Source organism: Streptomyces sp. NBC_01750 (assembly GCF_035918095.1).
Taxonomy (GTDB): domain Bacteria; phylum Actinomycetota; class Actinomycetes; order Streptomycetales; family Streptomycetaceae; genus Streptomyces.
This window is the reverse complement of the sequence record NZ_CP109137.1, coordinates 3,728,828-3,745,194: the sequence shown is the minus strand read 5'-3', so window position 1 is coordinate 3,745,194 and position 16,367 is coordinate 3,728,828. Positions and strand designations below refer to the sequence as shown.

General features: G+C 70.4%; 14 protein-coding genes and 1 tRNA gene. 5 read left to right on the top strand and 10 right to left on the bottom strand.

From position 1 onward, the window contains the following. The first annotated feature begins 17 nt into the window (after positions 1-17). Genes OG966_RS16635 through OG966_RS16625 form a run of 3 tightly spaced genes read left to right on the top strand, consistent with a single transcriptional unit; the run spans position 18 to position 3,225 of the window. Complete coding sequence (locus tag OG966_RS16635; RefSeq protein WP_326650445.1) at positions 18-884, top strand: ABC transporter ATP-binding protein; 867 nt, start codon at positions 18-20, stop codon at positions 882-884. Beyond that, positions 881-2,521: an ABC transporter permease gene (locus OG966_RS16630; RefSeq protein WP_326650444.1), complete on the top strand. Its 1,641-nt coding sequence runs from the start codon at positions 881-883 to the stop codon at positions 2,519-2,521. The genes OG966_RS16635 and OG966_RS16630 overlap by 4 nt, the downstream gene beginning before the upstream one ends. Beyond that, a complete protein-coding gene (locus OG966_RS16625; RefSeq protein WP_326650442.1) occupies positions 2,518-3,225 on the top strand; it encodes a hypothetical protein in 708 nt (235 codons plus the stop codon). The genes OG966_RS16630 and OG966_RS16625 overlap by 4 nt, the downstream gene beginning before the upstream one ends. A gap of 78 nt (positions 3,226-3,303) precedes the next feature. On the opposite strand, the gene OG966_RS16620 is transcribed toward OG966_RS16625, so the two are convergent. Further along, entirely contained in the window at positions 3,304-3,993 is a 690-nt protein-coding gene (locus tag OG966_RS16620) for a TetR/AcrR family transcriptional regulator (RefSeq protein ID WP_326650441.1), read from the bottom strand. After that, the gene (locus OG966_RS16615) at positions 3,990-4,973 is read right to left on the bottom strand and encodes an acyl-CoA desaturase (RefSeq protein WP_326650439.1); all 984 of its coding nucleotides are present in this window, start codon (positions 4,971-4,973) and stop codon (positions 3,990-3,992) included. Before OG966_RS16615 ends, OG966_RS16620 begins: the two co-directional genes overlap by 4 nt. Before the next feature lie 215 nt (positions 4,974-5,188). Here OG966_RS16615 and ppc point away from each other — a divergent pair, with 215 nt between their 5' ends. Beyond that, positions 5,189-7,918 carry a phosphoenolpyruvate carboxylase gene (ppc, locus tag OG966_RS16610; protein ID WP_326650438.1) on the top strand — a complete coding sequence of 910 codons (2,730 nt, stop codon included), beginning with the start codon at positions 5,189-5,191 and terminating at the stop codon, positions 7,916-7,918. A 172-nt stretch (positions 7,919-8,090) separates the two neighbouring features. On the opposite strand, the gene OG966_RS16605 is transcribed toward ppc, so the two are convergent. The 8 genes from OG966_RS16605 to OG966_RS16570 form a co-directional block, all read right to left on the bottom strand. Beyond that, complete coding sequence (locus OG966_RS16605; RefSeq protein ID WP_326650436.1) at positions 8,091-8,774, bottom strand: LPXTG cell wall anchor domain-containing protein; 684 nt, start codon at positions 8,772-8,774, stop codon at positions 8,091-8,093. A gap of 174 nt (positions 8,775-8,948) precedes the next feature. Next, complete coding sequence (locus OG966_RS16600) at positions 8,949-9,440, bottom strand: hypothetical protein (RefSeq protein WP_326650435.1); 492 nt, start codon at positions 9,438-9,440, stop codon at positions 8,949-8,951. Between the two features lie 55 nt (positions 9,441-9,495). Continuing rightward, complete coding sequence (gene pth, locus OG966_RS16595) at positions 9,496-10,089, bottom strand: aminoacyl-tRNA hydrolase (protein ID WP_326650434.1); 594 nt, start codon at positions 10,087-10,089, stop codon at positions 9,496-9,498. Positions 10,090-10,212: 123 nt separating this feature from the next. Further along, entirely contained in the window at positions 10,213-10,806 is a 594-nt protein-coding gene (locus OG966_RS16590; RefSeq protein ID WP_326650433.1) for a 50S ribosomal protein L25/general stress protein Ctc, read from the bottom strand. Positions 10,807-11,135: 329 nt separating this feature from the next. Further along, complete coding sequence (locus tag OG966_RS16585; RefSeq protein ID WP_326650432.1) at positions 11,136-12,113, bottom strand: ribose-phosphate diphosphokinase; 978 nt, start codon at positions 12,111-12,113, stop codon at positions 11,136-11,138. Between the two features lie 109 nt (positions 12,114-12,222). Continuing rightward, positions 12,223-13,671, bottom strand: coding sequence for a bifunctional UDP-N-acetylglucosamine diphosphorylase/glucosamine-1-phosphate N-acetyltransferase GlmU (gene glmU, locus OG966_RS16580; protein WP_326650431.1), 1,449 nt, complete (start codon positions 13,669-13,671; stop codon positions 12,223-12,225). A 105-nt stretch (positions 13,672-13,776) separates the two neighbouring features. Further along, positions 13,777-13,850 (bottom strand) — tRNA-Gln (locus OG966_RS16575). Positions 13,851-13,861: 11 nt separating this feature from the next. Beyond that, positions 13,862-14,734: a hypothetical protein gene (locus OG966_RS16570; RefSeq protein ID WP_326650430.1), complete on the bottom strand. Its 873-nt coding sequence runs from the start codon at positions 14,732-14,734 to the stop codon at positions 13,862-13,864. Positions 14,735-14,889: 155 nt separating this feature from the next. Between OG966_RS16570 and OG966_RS16565 the strand changes: the two genes are divergently transcribed. Next, on the top strand, positions 14,890-16,224 hold the full coding sequence (locus tag OG966_RS16565; protein ID WP_326650428.1) for a sensor histidine kinase: 1,335 nt from the start codon (positions 14,890-14,892) through the stop codon (positions 16,222-16,224). Positions 16,225-16,367 lie beyond the last annotated feature (143 nt).

Here is a 16,367-nt window from a genome sequence, read left to right as displayed (position 1 = left end):
ACCGGAAGGACATCCCGATGACCCCAGCCGCGGTCACCGTCCGCGAACTCGAAGTGAACTACCGGAGCTTCAGGGCACTGGCCGGGGTGTCCTTCACCCTGGGAGCCGGCGTGACCGGGCTCTTGGGCCCGAACGGCGCCGGCAAGACGACCCTGTTGCGGACGCTCGCCACCGCGGCGCTGCCCGACGGCGGCGACATCTCGGTGCTCGGCAAGGACCCGCGGACGCCCGAGGGGCGGCTCGGGATCCGGCGCCGCCTCGGCTATCTGCCGCAGGACCCCGGCTTCCACCCGGCCTTCACCGCCTTCGAGTTCGTCGACTACGTCGCCATCCTCAAAGAGCTGACCGACCGCGCCGCCAGGCACCGCGAAGTCCTGCGCGTGCTCGACGCGGTCGGGCTGCCGGGCCGGCGCGGCAAGAAGATCAAGCAGCTCTCCGGCGGTATGCGCCAGCGGGTCGCGCTGGCCGCGGCCCTCGTCGGCGACCCCGAATTCCTCATCCTGGACGAGCCGACCGTCGGCCTCGACCCCGAACAGCGGCTGCGGTTCCGGGAGCTGATCGCCGACCTCGGCGACGGCCGCACCGTACTGCTGTCCACCCACCAGACCGAGGACGTCGCCGCGCTCTGCCGCCGCGTCGTCGTACTGGACCACGGCACCGTGAAGTTCGACGGCGAGCCGCCGGCGCTCGCGGCCGTCGCCGCCGGCCGCGTATGGAGCAGCGCCGAACGGGACCCGCGGGCCCTCGCGGGATGGCGCACCGGAGTCGGAACCGTGCGGAACATCGGCACCGCTCCCTCCGGCGCTCCCCTCCTCGAACCCACGCTGGAGGACGGCTACCTGCTGCTCCTCGACGCCACCGCCCAGAAGGAGCACGCGGCATGACCGTCGTCGGCGATGCCCGCCGGGGCCACGCGGACCGGGCGGCGGCCCCGGCCGGGCGGAACGGGACGAGCGGTGCGGTCCTCGCGCTGGCCCGCGTGGAAACGCTGTGCCTGCTGCGCCACCCGGCGATGCTCGGCGCCCTGGCCGGCTATCTCGCGCTGTGGGGCTACGCCCTGGCGACCGGGGACGCGGCGAACCGCTACCCGGTCCTGCAGGACAGCTCCCGCTACATCCAGCTGCCGACCCTGCTGCTCGCCGCCGGCACGCTGCTCGCCGCCGACTTCGGTGTGCTGCGGGCCGTCCGCCACGGCGTGGAGCCCGTGTACGAGGTGCTGGTCGTCGGCGCCCGCGGCCGCGGCCTCGCCCATCTGCTGGCGGTGCTCCCCGCGGCCCTGCTCTGCGCGGGCCTCAGCCTCGCCAGGATCGGCCACCTCGCCGCCAAGCCGGGAGCCGTCGGCACCGTCCAGTGGCTCGAGGTGGCGACCGGCCCCGCCGTGGTACTCCTCGCCGGGGTCCTCGGGGTGCTGCTCGCGCGCCTGTTCCCGACTCCCTCCGCGGCTTCGCTCGCACTGGCCCTGCTCGCGGTGTTCACCTTCATCGCCGCCGTCCAGAACACTGCCGGCTGGCGCTGGCTGGCCGTCGTCGCCATCGAGGACGAGTTCGCCCAGCCGCTGCCGTCGGCGCTGGTCGGCAGGCCGGCCGGACTGCACCTGCTGTGGCTGACCGGCCTGACCGCGCTGCTCGCCGCGTGCGCCCTGCTGCGGGGCCGGCCGGGCGCGGCGCCACAGCCGCCGCGCCGCGGCACGCGGCCGCTCTGGGCTGTGGCCGCCGTCGCCGCGGTCGTGGCCGTGGTCGCGGGCGCAGTGCAGATGCGGCCACTGCCGGACAGCGTCGTACGGGCCAGGGCCGACGTCACCGAGCACCCGGCCGCCGGCCAGCAGTGCGCGACCAGGGGGAGCGTCACCTACTGCGCCTTCCCCGAGTTCAAGGGGCGGGTGACCGAGTGGGACGGCGTGGTGCGCGGCGTTCTCGCCCGTACACCGCACGCCGTGGCCGACGCCCGCTACTCCGTACGCCAGCGGATCTTCCGGGACGGCATCGAGGCGCATGCCAACATGCCGCTGCCGTACGCCGCCTGGGACACCGACGACCGCAGGGAAGGGACGCCGGGCGCCGTTCCCGTCGGCACCTGGTGGAGCGCGGGCAATGCGGGACAGGACGCGGAGAGCGACGCGGTGGCCGAGTTCTCGGCGCTGTTCGCCTACCGCGTGGTGACGGGCACGCTGCCGCGGGGGGAGCGCGGGACCACCGTCTGCGGCGCCCGCGCCGTACTGACCCTGTGGCTCGCCGGGCAGGCCACCGGCGATTCCAGGGCCGCCCTCAAGGATCTTGTCGGCCGCACGACAGGAGGACTGAGCCTGCTGGTCCTCGAATCGGCAAGCGGACTCGACTTCGACGCCAGGGAACGGGAGTTCGCGCTGAAGCTGCTGGCCGAGCCGTCCGACCGGCTCGGTGAGCGGGTGAAGGCGTCGTGGCGCGAACTGACCGCGGCCGGGACCACCACCGACCGTGCCGCCGAGCTCCTTGGAGTACGCGCGCCCGCGCAGGTTCCGGCCGGCGAGCGGGCCTGCGCATGAGCACCCGAAGGCTGTGGCCGCTGCTCCTGCCGTACGCCCTGCGCTCCGCCCGGACGCTGCCGCTGCTGATCGCCGTGACGGCCGCGGTGCTGCTGCTGGGCGTCCCGGCCCTGGTCTCCGGCGGTATGCGGCTCGTCGACGTCGTCCTGCTGATCCGTTCCGCGGCCGTGCTGATCGCGGTGGGCGCGGCATTCCTGCTGGACGACCCGGCCGCCCGCACGACGGAAGTGGTGCCGACTCCGCGCTGGGTGGTGCACGGGCTGCGGATCTTCGTCGCGCTGCTCGGGGCGGCCGCAGGCTGGACGGCGGTGCTGCTCCTGGGTGCCATGGCGGTGAATCCGGACGAGCGGCCACTGCTCCCGCAGCCCGGCCTCACCCTGGAGGCGGCGGCACTGCTGACGATGGTGATCGCGCTTGCCGCCCTCGGGTTCCGGCTCAGCACGGGCAACGGCACCGGAGCGGGCACCGGCGGCGGTGCGCTGGCGGCACCGGGCGTGGTGATGTGCGTGATCGTGTCCGTGCTGCTGCCCCTGCCGGAGACCCTGGATCCGTTCGCCCAGCCGCTGTCGGCGGGATGGGATCCGTCGCGCCGCGTCTGGGCCCTGGTGCTGTGTGTCGCGGTCGTCGCGGCGGTGGCCCTGTGCCGCGAGAGGGCCCCCGGGCAGCGCGCCCTCGGCCTGCGCGCCCTCGGGCGGCGCGGCTGACGCCGCCTGTGCGCTCGCTCCGGGGCCGAGCCGGAGCCGGCGCGGCTCAGTCCCGGCGCGCTTCATTTTCGGCGCGGCTCAGTTCTTGCGGTGCCCTATCAACCGCGGCTTCGCCTCCAGGCTGCCCAGACCGTGCCAGGCCAGATTCACCAGATGCGCCGCGACCTCCGCCTTCTTCGGGCGGCGGGCGTCCACCCACCACTGGCCCGTCAGCGCGACCATGCCGACGAGCGCCTGCGCATAGAGAGGCGCGAGCTTCGGATCGAACCCGCGGGCCTTGAATTCCAGACCCAGAATGTCCTCGACCTGGGTCGCGATATCGCTGATCAGCGACGCGAACGTACCGGTCGACTGAGCGACCGGGGAATCGCGCACCAGGATGCGGAAACCGTCCGTGTACGTCTCGATGTAGTCGAGCAGCGCGAAGGCGGCCTGTTCCAGCAGCTCGCGCGGGTGCCCCGCGGTCAGCGCGCTCGTCACCATGTCCAGCAGCTGGCGCATCTCGCGGTCGACCACGACGGCGTAGAGGCCCTCCTTGCCGCCGAAGTGCTCGTACACCACCGGCTTGGAGACGCCGGCCTTCGCGGCGATCTCCTCGACCGAGGTGCCCTCGAAGCCCTTCTCGGCGAAGAGGCTACGGCCGATGTCCAACAGCTGTTCCCGGCGTTCCGCCCCCGTCATGCGGACGCGGCGGGCGCGCCGACTCCCCGAGGGCCGGTTCTTGTCCGTACTGCTGGTACCGCCGTCGATCGCCACGTGCTCAATCATGCCGCCTCGGCGGAGTCGTTCTGGCGCCGGGCGTCGATACGTGACGCATCCGGCCAGCGCACGTCGTACGCCCAGCCCAGCTGCTCGAACCAGCGGATCAGCCGGGCGCTGGAGTCGATCTGGCCGCGCAGCACGCCGTGGCGCGCGCTCGTCGGCTCGGCGTGGTGCAGGTTGTGCCAGGACTCTCCGCAGGACAGCACCGCCAGCCACCACACGTTGCCCGAGCGGTCGCGGGACTTGAAGGGGCGCTTGCCGACCGCGTGGCAGATGGAGTTGATCGACCAGGTGACGTGGTGGAGCAGGCAGACACGGACCAGGGAACCCCAGAAGAAGGCCGTGAACGCACCCCACCAGGACATCGTGACCAGGCCGCCGACCAGGGGCGGGATCGCGAGGGAGAGGATCGTCCAGTAGAGGAAGTCGCGGGAGATGCGACGGAGCGCGGGGTCCTTGATCAGATCAGGCGCGTACTTGTGCTGGGGCGTGCGCTCCTCGTCGAACATCCAGGCGATGTGCGCCCACCACAGGCCCTTCATCAGCGCCGGCACGGTCTCTCCGAAGCGCCACGGCGAGTGCGGGTCGCCCTCGGCGTCGGAGAACTTGTGGTGCTTGCGGTGGTCCGCCACCCAGCGGACCAGCGGGCCTTCGACCGCCAGCGAACCCATGACCGCGAGAGCGATCCGGAGAGGACGCTTCGCCTTGAAGGAGCCGTGGGTGAAATAACGGTGGAAGCCGATCGTGATGCCGTGGCAGCCGATGTAGTACATCGCCACCAGCAGGCCGATATCGAGCCAGCTCATACCCCAGCCCCAGGCCAGTGGCACAGCGGCGAGCAGTGCGACAAAGGGCACCGTGATGAACAGCAGCAGGGCGATCTGCTCGAGCGACCGCTTTTTGTCCCCGCCCAGCGTGGCGAAGGGGAGGTCGTCGGCTGCCGTCGGCTTGGGGGCGTCGTCCAGCAGATCCGGGCTTGTGGCCATGGGGGTCCCCTGTGGGGTGAGAGGTGGGGGCGGAAGAGTGAGGCTACGGGTGCGTAACCTACGCCATCGTAAGTATGGCAGGGCGCGGCCCGTCGGCAAGAGACCTGTGGATAACGTCAGGGAAATGGACACCTATCCTGGGTGTCGTCGGACAGCGCGGTCCGCAGCCTCCAGACCCCTCCAGACGTGCTCAAACACTGCAAGGAGCCGCACCTGTGAGCAGTGCCGACCAGACCCCCACCGCCAGCGCCGAGCTGCGTGCCGACATCCGCCGACTGGGCGATCTGCTGGGCGAGACCCTCGTCCGGCAGGAGGGCCCCGAGCTCCTCGAGCTCGTCGAGCGGGTCCGCGCCCTGACGCGCAGCGACGGTGAGGCCGCAGCCGAGCTGCTCGGCGACACCGACCTTGACACCGCGGCCAAGCTGGTGCGCGCCTTCTCCATCTACTTCCATCTGGCCAATGTCACCGAGCAGGTGCACCGCGGCCATGAGATGCGCGAGCGGCGGGCCGCCGAGGGGGGGCTGCTGTCCCGTACCGCGGACATGCTCAAGGACGCCGACCCCGAACACCTGCGCGAGACCGTCAGGAATCTGAACGTCCGGCCCGTGTTCACCGCGCACCCGACCGAGGCGGCGCGGCGTTCCGTACTGAACAAGCTGCGCCGTATCGCCGAGCTGCTCGAGACCCCGGTCATCGCTGCCGACCGGCGCCGGCACGATCTGCGGCTGGCCGAGAACATCGACCTCATCTGGCAGACCGACGAGCTGCGTGTGGTGCGGCCCGAGCCGGCCGACGAGGCGCGCAACGCCATCTACTACCTCGACGAGCTGCACTCGGGCGCCGTCGGCGACGTGCTGGAGGACCTGGCCGCCGAGCTGGAGCGGGTCGGCGTCGAACTGCCCGCGGGCACCAGGCCGTTGACCTTCGGCACCTGGATCGGCGGCGACCGCGACGGCAACCCCAATGTCACCCCCGCGGTGACCTGGGAGGTGCTGATCCTCCAGCACGAGCACGGCATCACGGACGCGATCGTGGTCATCGACCATCTGCGCGGGCTGCTCTCCAACTCCATCCGCTACGCGGGCGCGACGGAGGAGCTGCTGACGTCGCTGCAGACGGATCTGGAGCGGCTGCCCGAGATCAGCCCCCGCTACAAGCGGCTCAACGCCGAGGAGCCGTACCGCCTCAAGGCCACCTGCATCCGGCAGAAGCTCGTCAACACCCGCGAGCGGCTCGCCAAGGGCACGCCCCACGAGGCGGGCCGCGACTACCTCGGCACCGCCGAGCTGCTGCACGACCTCACCCTGATCCAGACGTCGCTGCGCGCACACCGCGGCGGCCTCTTCGCCGACGGCGTGCTGGACCGTACGATCCGCACCCTCGCGGCCTTCGGGCTGCAGCTCGCGACGATGGACGTACGCGAGCACGCCGACGCACACCACCACGCGCTCGGGCAGCTCTTCGACCGGCTCGGCGAGGAGTCCTGGCGGTACGCCGACATGCCGCGCGACTACCGGCAGAAGCTGCTGGCGAAGGAACTGCGCTCGCGGCGACCGCTGGCCCCGACGCCCGCGCCGCTGGATGCCGCCGGCGAGAAGACCCTGGGGGTCTTCCACACCGTCAGGGAGGCCTTCGAGCGCTTCGGGCCGGAGGTCATCGAGTCGTACATCATCTCGATGTGCCAGGGCGCGGACGACGTCTTCGCGGCGGCGGTGCTGGCGCGCGAAGCCGGTCTGATCGATCTGCACGCGGGCTGGGCCAGGATCGGCATCGTGCCGCTGCTCGAGACGACGGACGAGCTGAAGGCCGCGGACGTCATCCTCGACGCCATGCTCGCCGACCCCTCGTACCGCCGGCTCGTCTCGCTCAGGGGCGACGTCCAGGAGGTCATGCTCGGGTACTCCGACTCGTCCAAGTTCGGCGGCATCACGACGTCGCAGTGGGAGATCCACCGGGCGCAGCGGCGGCTGCGCGATGTGGCGCACCGGTACGGTGTGCGGCTGCGGCTCTTCCATGGCCGCGGTGGCACGGTCGGCCGCGGCGGCGGCCCCTCCCACGACGCGATCCTCGCCCAGCCGTGGGGCACGCTCGAGGGCGAGATCAAGGTGACCGAGCAGGGCGAAGTCATCTCCGACAAGTATCTGATCCCGTCGCTGGCCAGGGAGAACCTGGAGCTGACGGTCGCGGCCACGCTGCAGGCCTCGGCGCTGCACACGGCGCCGCGCCAGTCCGACGAGGCGCTGGCGCGCTGGGACGCGGCGATGGACACGGTGTCGGATGCCGCGCACGCGGCGTACCGGCGTCTGGTCGAGGACCCCGACCTGCCCGCGTACTTCTTCGCGGCCACCCCGGTGGACCAGCTGGCCGACCTCCACCTGGGCTCGCGCCCGTCCCGCCGGCCGGACTCGGGCGCGGGTCTCGACGGCCTCCGCGCCATCCCGTGGGTCTTCGGCTGGACGCAGTCGCGGCAGATCGTGCCGGGCTGGTTCGGCGTCGGGTCGGGGCTGAAGGCACTGCGCGAGGCGGGCCTGGACACGGTCCTGGACGAGATGCACGAGCAGTGGCACTTCTTCCGCAACTTCCTCGCCAATGTCGAGATGACACTGGCGAAGACCGATCTGCGGATCGCCCGCCACTACGTCGACACGCTCGTGCCCGAGCACCTGAAGCATGTCTTTGCCACGATCGAGGCGGAGCACGCGCTGACGGTACGGGAGGTCCTGCGGATCACGGGCGGCGAGCGGCTGCTCGACTCCAACCCCGCGCTGCAGCAGACGTTCGGCATCCGGGACGCGTACCTGGACCCGATCTCCTACCTCCAGGTCTCGCTGCTGGCCCGCCAGCGCGCGTCGGCGGAGCTCGGCGAGGAGCCGGACCCGCTGCTGGCCAGGGCGCTGCTCCTGACGGTGAACGGTGTGGCGGCGGGCCTGCGCAACACGGGCTGACGCCCGAGGTCCGATGCCTGACGGCTGCCCCGCGCCATCCGGCGCGGGGCAGCCGTCACGCCCGGGGGTTGCGCCCCGCACCGGCTGCCGGACAAGTCGCCGGTCCGGGATGCGGGGTGTCCCCGCCGGAGTTCCGGCGGGGACACCTTTCTCCGTGCTCCTCAGGGCTTTCTCAGTGCCGCTGGGCAGAGCGGCGACGGGCCAGCAGATAGCCGCCGCCCGTGACCAGCGCGGCCGCGAGCGCCGCGAGCATGCCGACGGGCGCGCCGTTGCCGGTCTCGGCGAGGTCGCCGGAGGTGCCGTCGGCGCTCGGGGCCGTGCTCGGCCTCGACTCGCCTGCCGCGGTCGCGGCCGGCGTGGACGGCTGCTCGCTCGGCTGCCGGCTCGGCTGCTCGCCCGGCTTGTCGCTCGCCGTGGCGCTCGGCTTGTCGTCCGGCTTCGAGTCCTCGCCCGCGCAGTCGGTCCAGAAGACCTTGTGCTTGGCCCGGCCGTGCTCGCCGTCGAAGTTCCAGAACAGCTTGTAGTGGCCGTCGGGCAGGCCCAGATCCGTGGACCTGCCGTGGCCGTCGCCGTCGAGTGTCAGCGAACCGGACTGGACCGTCTCGCCCTTGACATCGGCGGTCGGGGCCCAGGCCTCGATGTGCCAGTCGACCTGCTGACCGGCGTCGAACCCGAAGGCGTCGAGATAGAAGGAGCAGACGTGCGGCTCGTTCTTGCGGAGTTCGTCACCGGTCGTGGCGTCGTGGATTTTCACGGTGCCGTTGTCGCCGGGAGGGGTGGCTAGCGCGGAAGGAGCAGTCAGCAGCGAGAGCGCCGCTGCCGCCACCAGTGCGCCGGAGGACGTGAGAGTGCGCATGGGCAGTCCAACGTGAGAGAGGACGGATGCCGTGGGGGGCGGCTCAGCGTCCTGTGAACCCGCGAGCCGGTCAAGATACCTCGTGACGCATCCGTCCCAAGCACTGCCACTTGTCCCAATAGTCCCGGATAACGATCAGGTGAATGTGACGTTCCGGTACGGCGGTCGGGGCCTTCAGAGCGCGAAGAACGCACCCATCAGCAGCGCCCCGCCCGCCGCCGCCGTGGCCCAGGCCAGGCGCGTCAGCCGGAGTCCGCCGCCGATCACCAGGCCGGCCAGGACCAGCGCGCCGCCGAGCGGCAGCCAGGCGTACAGGGCGCCCGCCGTACCCGTCCGTACCGCCTCGTCCGTGCCGGGCTTCACCACGACCGCGAGCTTCGCGCCCTTGCGCACGGCGACCGATTTGTCGATGGTCACATGGGAGCGGGGAGCGGCCGTGTCCTCGGGCTCGTACGGGCCCGTGCAGGTCTCCTCGCCGCAGCTGGCGATCTTCAGGGTGCCGTGTTCACGGCCCTTGGCCAGCAGTACGTGCTGGGCCGTGCCCCAGGACGACCAGACGCCGGCGGCAAGCAGCAGCGCGGCGACACAGGACATGGCGGCCCGCCGGCCGTAAAGGAGCATGCGAGTCCCGGCGCTTCGGGAGTGTCCCCTGGAAGTGAGGTGCATGGGCGGCGATCCTTGGCCATGCAAGCGCGCTCGGTCAACTTGCCGCCTGGTTTTATCAGGAGTTGTACGTACTTTGAGCCCGCTCCAGGCCCTCGGTCACCAGACACTCCACCGCATCCGCCGTGCGGTCCACGAGATACCCGAGCTCCTTGCGCTCCGTGGACGAGAAGTCCTTGAGCACAAAGTCCGCCACCTGCATCCGGCCCGGCGGACGGCCGATCCCGAACCGCACCCGGTGATAGTCCGCGCCCATCGACTTGGTCATCGACTTCAGACCGTTGTGCCCGTTGTCACCGCCACCGAGCTTCAGCCGCAGCATGCCGTAGTCGATGTCCAGCTCGTCGTGGATCGCGACGATATTGGCGGTCGGCACCTTGTAGAAGTCGCGCAGCGAGGTGACCGGGCCACCGGAGAGATTCATGTACGACATGGGCTTGGCCAGCACGACCCGGCACCCACTCGGACCCGGCGCGCCGATCCGGCCCTCGACGAGCTGCGCCTGCGCCTTCTGCGCACGCTTGAACTTGCCGCCCATGCGCTCGGCGAGAAGGTCGGCGACCATGAACCCGACGTTGTGCCGGTTCGCGGCGTAGTCGGGCCCGGGGTTGCCGAGCCCCACGATGAGCCAGGGGGCGTTCGCGTCGGACATCTGCGCTGCGTCTCCTCGCATACGGCATACGAACAGGTACGGGTACAGAAACAGATACAGGAAAACGGGGTGGCGGGCCGCAGCCCGCCACCCCGTTCAGCCAAGCCGAACAGAAGGTACGGCTCAGGCCTCGGCGGCCTCTTCGCCCTCGCCCTCGGCCTCGGCGCTCGGCTCCTCGGCCTGCGACGCCAGGATCTGCAGGACGACGGTGTCGTCCTCGACGGCCAGGGTCGTGCCGGAGGGCAGCGGGATGTCCTTGGCGAGGATCGAGTCACCGGCCGCGAGGCCCGCGACGGAGACCGTGACGGACTCGGGGATGTGCGTGGCCTCGGCCTCGACCGGCAGGGCCTTCAGCACGTGCTCGAGCAGGAAGCCACCCGGGGCCAGCTCACCCTCGGTGTGGACGGGGATCTCGACGTTGACCTTCTCGCCGCGCGTCACGAGGAGCAGGTCGACGTGCTCGATGGAGCCCTTCAGCGGGTCGCGCTGCACCGACTTCGGGATGGCGAGCTCGTTCTTGCCCTCGATGTCCAGGGAGAGCAGAACGTTCGAGGTGCGCAGGGCGAGCTGCAGCTCGTGGCCCGGCAGCGTGATGTGGATCGGGTCGGAACCGTGGCCGTAGAGAACGCCGGGAACCTTGTGGTCGCGGCGGATGCGACGGGCAGCACCCTTGCCGAACTCGGAACGGGGCTCGGCGGCGAGCTTCACCTCGGACATGTGCACTCCTCGTATTGCAGACAGATCTGGTGGAGGTCACCCGGCCACGACAGGCCTGCTACGAAGAGCGCGTCGATAACGGACCGCCGTACCCATGAGTACGGCCTCCCTCGCCGAGCAACCCGCACAGTCTACTCGGAGCCCCCCGAGTCACCCAATCGATCAAGGCCGATGCGGCGCGGACATGAGGCGGCGGGCATGAGGCGGCAGGCATGAGGCGGCAGGCACGAGACCGCAGGCCGCGGGCGTGAGAACGAGGGCGTGAGACCGCGGGCAGGCATGAAGAACGGGCCGCCCCCGAGCGGGAGCGGCCCGTTCTCGTCATGCACTCAGCCCTGCTCCTCGAAGAGGCTCGTCACCGAACCGTCCTCGAACACCTCACGCACCGCGCGCGCGATCGTCGGCGCGATCGACAGCACCGTGATCTTGTCGAGCTCCAGGTCGCCCGGGTCGGGCAGCGTGTTCGTGAAGACGAACTCGCTCACCTTGGAGTTCTTCAGACGGTCCGCCGCGGGTCCGGACAGGATGCCGTGCGTCGCCGTGACGATGACGTCCTCCGCGCCGTGCGTGAAGAGCGCGTCCGCCGCGGCGCAGATCGTGCCACCGGTGTCGATCATGTCGTCGACGAGCACGCATACGCGGCCCTTGACCTCACCCACGACCTCGTGCACGGTCACCTGGTTGGCGACGTCCTTGTCGCGACGCTTGTGGACGATCGCCAGCGGGGCGTCGAGGCGGTCGCACCAGCGGTCGGCGACGCGCACGCGGCCGGCGTCGGGGGAGACGACGGTGAGCTTGCTGCGGTCCACCTTCGCGCCCACGTAGTCGGCGAGCACCGGCAGCGCGGAGAGGTGGTCCACCGGGCCGTCGAAGAAGCCCTGGATCTGGTCGGTGTGCAGATCGACCGTGAGGATGCGGTGAGCGCCCGCGGTCTTCAGCAGGTCGGCGACCAGCCGGGCCGAGATCGGCTCACGGCCGCGGTGCTTCTTGTCCTGCCGGGCGTAGCCGTACGACGGGATGATCACGGTGATGCTCCGGGCCGAGGCTCGCTTCAGAGCATCGAGCATGATCAGTTGTTCCATGATCCACTTGTTGATGGGAGCCGTGTGGCTCTGCATCAGGAAGCAGTCGGCACCACGGGCCGACTCCTGGAAGCGGACGTAGATCTCGCCGTTCGCGAAGTCGAAAGCCTTCGTCGGCACCAGGCCGACACCCAGCTGATGTGCGACCTCCTCGGCCAGCTCGGGGTGGGCGCGGCCGGAGAAGAGCATCAGCTTCTTCTCGCCGGTCGTCTTGATCCCGGTCACAGCACTGTCTCCTCAGACGTGTTCTCTGGCCACGGGCGTACTGATCGCGAGCCAGCCGAATTTGCGTGCACGTATCACGGTACGCCGAGTTGGACGCACCTGTTTCCGGTCAGTTCCCCTCGGCGACGTGTTTCGTTGCCACTTGAGCTGCCTGGGCGGATGCACTGCCGGGGCGCTTGCGGGCCACCCAGCCCTCGATATTCCGCTGCTGGCCGCGGGCGACGGCGAGCGAACCGGCAGGCACATCCTTGGTGATGACCGAACCCGCCGCGGTGTACGCGCCGTCCCCGATGGTGACGGGAGCCACAAACATGTTGTCCGAGCCGGTCTTGCAGTGCGATCCGATCGTGGTGTGGTGCTTGGCCTCGCCGTCGTAGTTCACGAAGACGCTCGCGGCGCCGATGTTCGTGTACTCGCCGATCGTCGCGTCACCGACATAGGAAAGGTGCGGCACCTTGGTGCCCTCGCCGATCGTGGCGTTCTTCATCTCCACGTACGTACCGGCCTTGGCCTTCACGCCGAGCTTGGTGCCGGGCCTGAGATACGCGTACGGGCCGACCGACGCCCGCTCGCCGACCACCGCGGAGTCCGCGACGGTGTTGTCCACCCGGGCGCCCGCGCCGACGACCGTGTCCTTCAGCCGGGAGTTGGGGCCGACCTCGGCGCCCTCGGCGAGATGCGAGGCGCCCAGAAGCTGCGTACCGGGGTGCACGATCGCGTCCCGCTCGAACGTCACCGTCACATCCACGAGCACGGACCCGGGGTCGACGACCGTGACACCGGCCATCATCGCCCGCTCGAGGAGTCGCTCATTGAGCAGCTTGCGCGCCTCGGCCAGCTGTACGCGGTTGTTGATGCCGAGGATCTCCCGGTGGTCGCCGGCGACGGACGCGCCGACCCGGTGACCGGCCTCGCGCAGTATCCCCAGCACATCGGTGAGGTACTCCTCGCCCTGGCTGTTGTCCGTACGCACCTTGCCGAGCGCGTCCGCGAGGAGCTGCCCGTCGAAGGCGAAGACGCCGGAGTTGATCTCCCGGATCGTGCGCTGGTCGTCGGTGGCGTCCTTGTGCTCGACGATCGTGGTGACGGCGCCGGTGGCGCTGTCGCGCACGATGCGGCCGTAGCCGGTCGAGTCGGGGACCTCGGCCGTGAGCACGGTGACGGCATTGCCGTCGGCGGCGTGCGTGGCGGCGAGCGCGGTCAGGGTCTCGCCGGAGAGCAGGGGAGTGTCGCCGCATACGACGACGACGGTGCCCTCGGGGGTCTGGCCGAGCTCCTCGAGCGCCATCCGGACGGCGTGCCCGGTGCCGTTCTGCTCGGCCTGGTAGGCGGTGCGGGTGCCGGCGTACTGCTCGGTCAGATGGCCCTTGACCTGCTCACTCGCATGGCCGACAACGACGACGAGATGCTCGGGATCCAGCTCGCGGGCCGCGGAGACGACATGTCCGACGAGCGAGCGCCCGCAGATTTCGTGCAGGACCTTGGGGGTCTTCGACTTCATGCGGGTGCCCTCACCCGCTGCGAGGACGACGACGGCTGCCGGGCGGTTGGCGCTCACGTGAATGCCCTTCGGCTTCGGGTGGTGGACATCCGAAGGATACCGGGGGGTTTCGGGGGCGAAATAAGTGCGGGTCCTGACCGTCGAGGTCAGGACCCGCACTTGTGGCTCCCGGGGAAGGAATCGAACCCTCATTCAATGGACCAAAACCATTTGTCCTGCCTTTAGACGACCCGGGATAGATTGCGCCCTATGTCCGATTTTGATGATCGGGTGCAAGGGCAGCCACTACTATGCCGCACCACCAGCCCTCGACGCGACGGTACAGGTCCGCACTCTGCAGAACCCGCACGACGAGGCAGCCTCGATACTCCTCGCCAACGTTTTTGCGCTGGGTCTTCGGATTGTGCTTCTTGAGCGACGTCTTGCCGAACGCGGCAGTGTCTGCGCCGGTGAGTTCTGCCCAGTAGCGCTCTGCGCCTGCCACGTTGGCGGATTCATGGATGTGTACGTGAAAGCGCAGGCGATCCGCGCTCACGCCCAGCAGGCGGAGCCATGCCAGGTACACCTTGATCATGTGGGGGTCGCTGTTGATGAAGGTGACCCTCTCTTGCCGGCGGTGCTCTTTGGCTTTGGATCCCTCGGCCCAATAGAGGCCGACGCCGAGCAGGAAGAGCTCCCGGTCGGACATCTCGCCGATGTCGTCCGTCGCTACCTTCTTGGTCTGCTGCCGCTCCGTCTCGCGTCGCCGGAGGGTGGCTTCCCAGCCGCGCCCGGCGATCGCCGAGGCTTCTTCGCGGGTGCGCCGACGCTCCGGCTTCGGCAGATCCCGTACCCAGAGCGAGATCGAACTCTTCGAGCACCCCAGCTCCACCTGTATCCGGTCGTACGTCATGCCCTGCAGCCGCAGCTCCCGCGCCTTCTCCCGCAGGTCGTCCTTCGCGTTCGGCCGCTTCGTCCATTCCGGTGGAGGCTCGCCCTCCAGCAGCCTGTTGAGGATGTCGTTGTTGTCGACGAAGAGCCGGTCGCGGATCTGGCGGCGGCTGAGGCCTTCCCGTCGCAGCGCGATCGCCTGCTCGCGGAGGCCCTCGAAGTCGGCGTACTTGCCGTGGATCTCTGTCATACGGCGAGCGTCGTCCGGAATGCGGACGTCCGGGTCGAAAGTCCGCTCGATTCACCGGATCGTGCGATCACGGGCTGTTTCGTGCGTGTTCGAACTCGTTCCGTGCTGTCGCACTCCCAGGAAAATGACTCGCGCCCGCCCGTAGGCTGGAGGACATGACCGTAACGGGGGCACACCAGGACGGCACGGGCGCGACCACCCGTAGCTGGCTGTGGTGGGGACGGCGGCGCAGTGCCGCCTTGGATGTGGGGCTGGGACTCGTCTCGGCCCTCGAGTGCGCTCTGGAGGGTGTGGGGTTCGCCGACAAGGCCGCGATTCCCGTACCCGTCGGAGTGCTGTTCGGGCTGATCGTCGGGTCCGTGCTGGTGTTGCGGCGGCGCTGGCCGATCGCCGTGGTGCTGGTGTCGATCGCGACCACGCCCGCCGAGATGGGCTATCTGATGGGCGTGGTCGGGCTCTATTCGCTCGCCGCCTCCGAAGTGCCGCGCCGGATCACCGCAACGCTCGCCGGGATGTCGCTGGCGGCGACCCTGATCGTGACGTTCGTACGCGTACGGCAGGACGTGTCGTCCGCGGACTTCGATCCGGAGCCCGGAGCCTGGTACGTACCGACGGTGGCCGGCTTCATGGCGCTCGGGCTGACCGCGCCGCCCGTGCTTTTCGGCCTCTACATAGGGGCCAGGCGGCGGCTGATGGAGAGCCTCAGGGAGCGCGCGGTCAGCCTGGAGCAGGAGCTGTCGCTGCTGGCCGACCGGGCCGAGCAGCGGGCGGAGTGGGCGCGTACCGAGGAGCGGACCCGGATCGCGCGGGAGATGCACGACGTCGTGGCACACCGGGTGAGCCTGATGGTGGTGCATGCGGCGGCCCTGCAGGCGGTCGCGCTGAAGGATCCGCAGAAGGCCGTGAAGAACGCCGCGCTGGTGGGGGACATGGGGCGGCAGGCGCTCACCGAGCTGCGGGAGATGCTCGGCGTACTGCGGGCCGGGGAGAACGAACAGCGGGTGGTGACTCCGGTGCCGTTGGCAGCGGTCGCTGCGGCGGCTGCGGCGGCTGCGGCGGCTGCGGCCGACGACGGGCCGTCTCTCGCGGACCTCGAGGGTCTGGTCGGGCAGTCCCGGCAGGCGGGGATGGTCGTGGAACTCGCGGTGCAGGGCGAGGCGCGGGAGTACGCGCCGGAGGTCGAGCAGACCGCGTACCGGGTGGTCCAGGAGGCCCTGACGAACGTCCACAAGCACGCGGCCGGCGCGAAGGTGATGGTGCGGCTCGCGCACCGCGGTGCCGAGGTCGCGATGCAGGTGGAGAACGGCGCACCGGACGCGAGCGGTACTTCCGCCGCCGCGGGGTTGCCGAGCGGCGGCAACGGCCTGGTGGGGATGCGGGAGCGGGTGCTGGCGCTCGGCGGGGTGTTTGTGTCGGGGCCGACGGACGCGGGCGGTTTCCGGGTGTCGGCGGTGCTGCCGGACCGGGACGGGCACGCCGAGCAGGTCTGAGGGGGCGGGGGCCGGGAGGGCTCGGGTTCCGGTCCGGGTCCAGGTCCGGGGTCCAGGTCCGGGGTCCAGGTCCGGGTCCAGGTCCGGGTCCAGGTCCGGATGGGGCTCCGGCTCGGTCCGGGCCGGCGGGTCTCGCGGCGGCG

Coding starts and splice junctions, on each gene's coding strand:
- OG966_RS16635 (WP_326650445.1), top strand. CDS start 18: ATGACCCCAGCCGCGGTCACCGTCCGCGAACTCGAAGTGAACTACCGG.
- OG966_RS16630 (WP_326650444.1), top strand. CDS start 881: ATGACCGTCGTCGGCGATGCCCGCCGGGGCCACGCGGACCGGGCGGCG.
- OG966_RS16625 (WP_326650442.1), top strand. CDS start 2,518: ATGAGCACCCGAAGGCTGTGGCCGCTGCTCCTGCCGTACGCCCTGCGC.
- OG966_RS16620 (WP_326650441.1), bottom strand. CDS start 3,993: ATGATTGAGCACGTGGCGATCGACGGCGGTACCAGCAGTACGGACAAG.
- OG966_RS16615 (WP_326650439.1), bottom strand. CDS start 4,973: ATGGCCACAAGCCCGGATCTGCTGGACGACGCCCCCAAGCCGACGGCA.
- OG966_RS16605 (WP_326650436.1), bottom strand. CDS start 8,774: ATGCGCACTCTCACGTCCTCCGGCGCACTGGTGGCGGCAGCGGCGCTC.
- OG966_RS16600 (WP_326650435.1), bottom strand. CDS start 9,440: ATGCACCTCACTTCCAGGGGACACTCCCGAAGCGCCGGGACTCGCATG.
- pth (WP_326650434.1), bottom strand. CDS start 10,089: ATGTCCGACGCGAACGCCCCCTGGCTCATCGTGGGGCTCGGCAACCCC.
- OG966_RS16590 (WP_326650433.1), bottom strand. CDS start 10,806: ATGTCCGAGGTGAAGCTCGCCGCCGAGCCCCGTTCCGAGTTCGGCAAG.
- OG966_RS16570 (WP_326650430.1), bottom strand. CDS start 14,734: ATGACAGAGATCCACGGCAAGTACGCCGACTTCGAGGGCCTCCGCGAG.
- OG966_RS16565 (WP_326650428.1), top strand. CDS start 14,890: ATGACCGTAACGGGGGCACACCAGGACGGCACGGGCGCGACCACCCGT.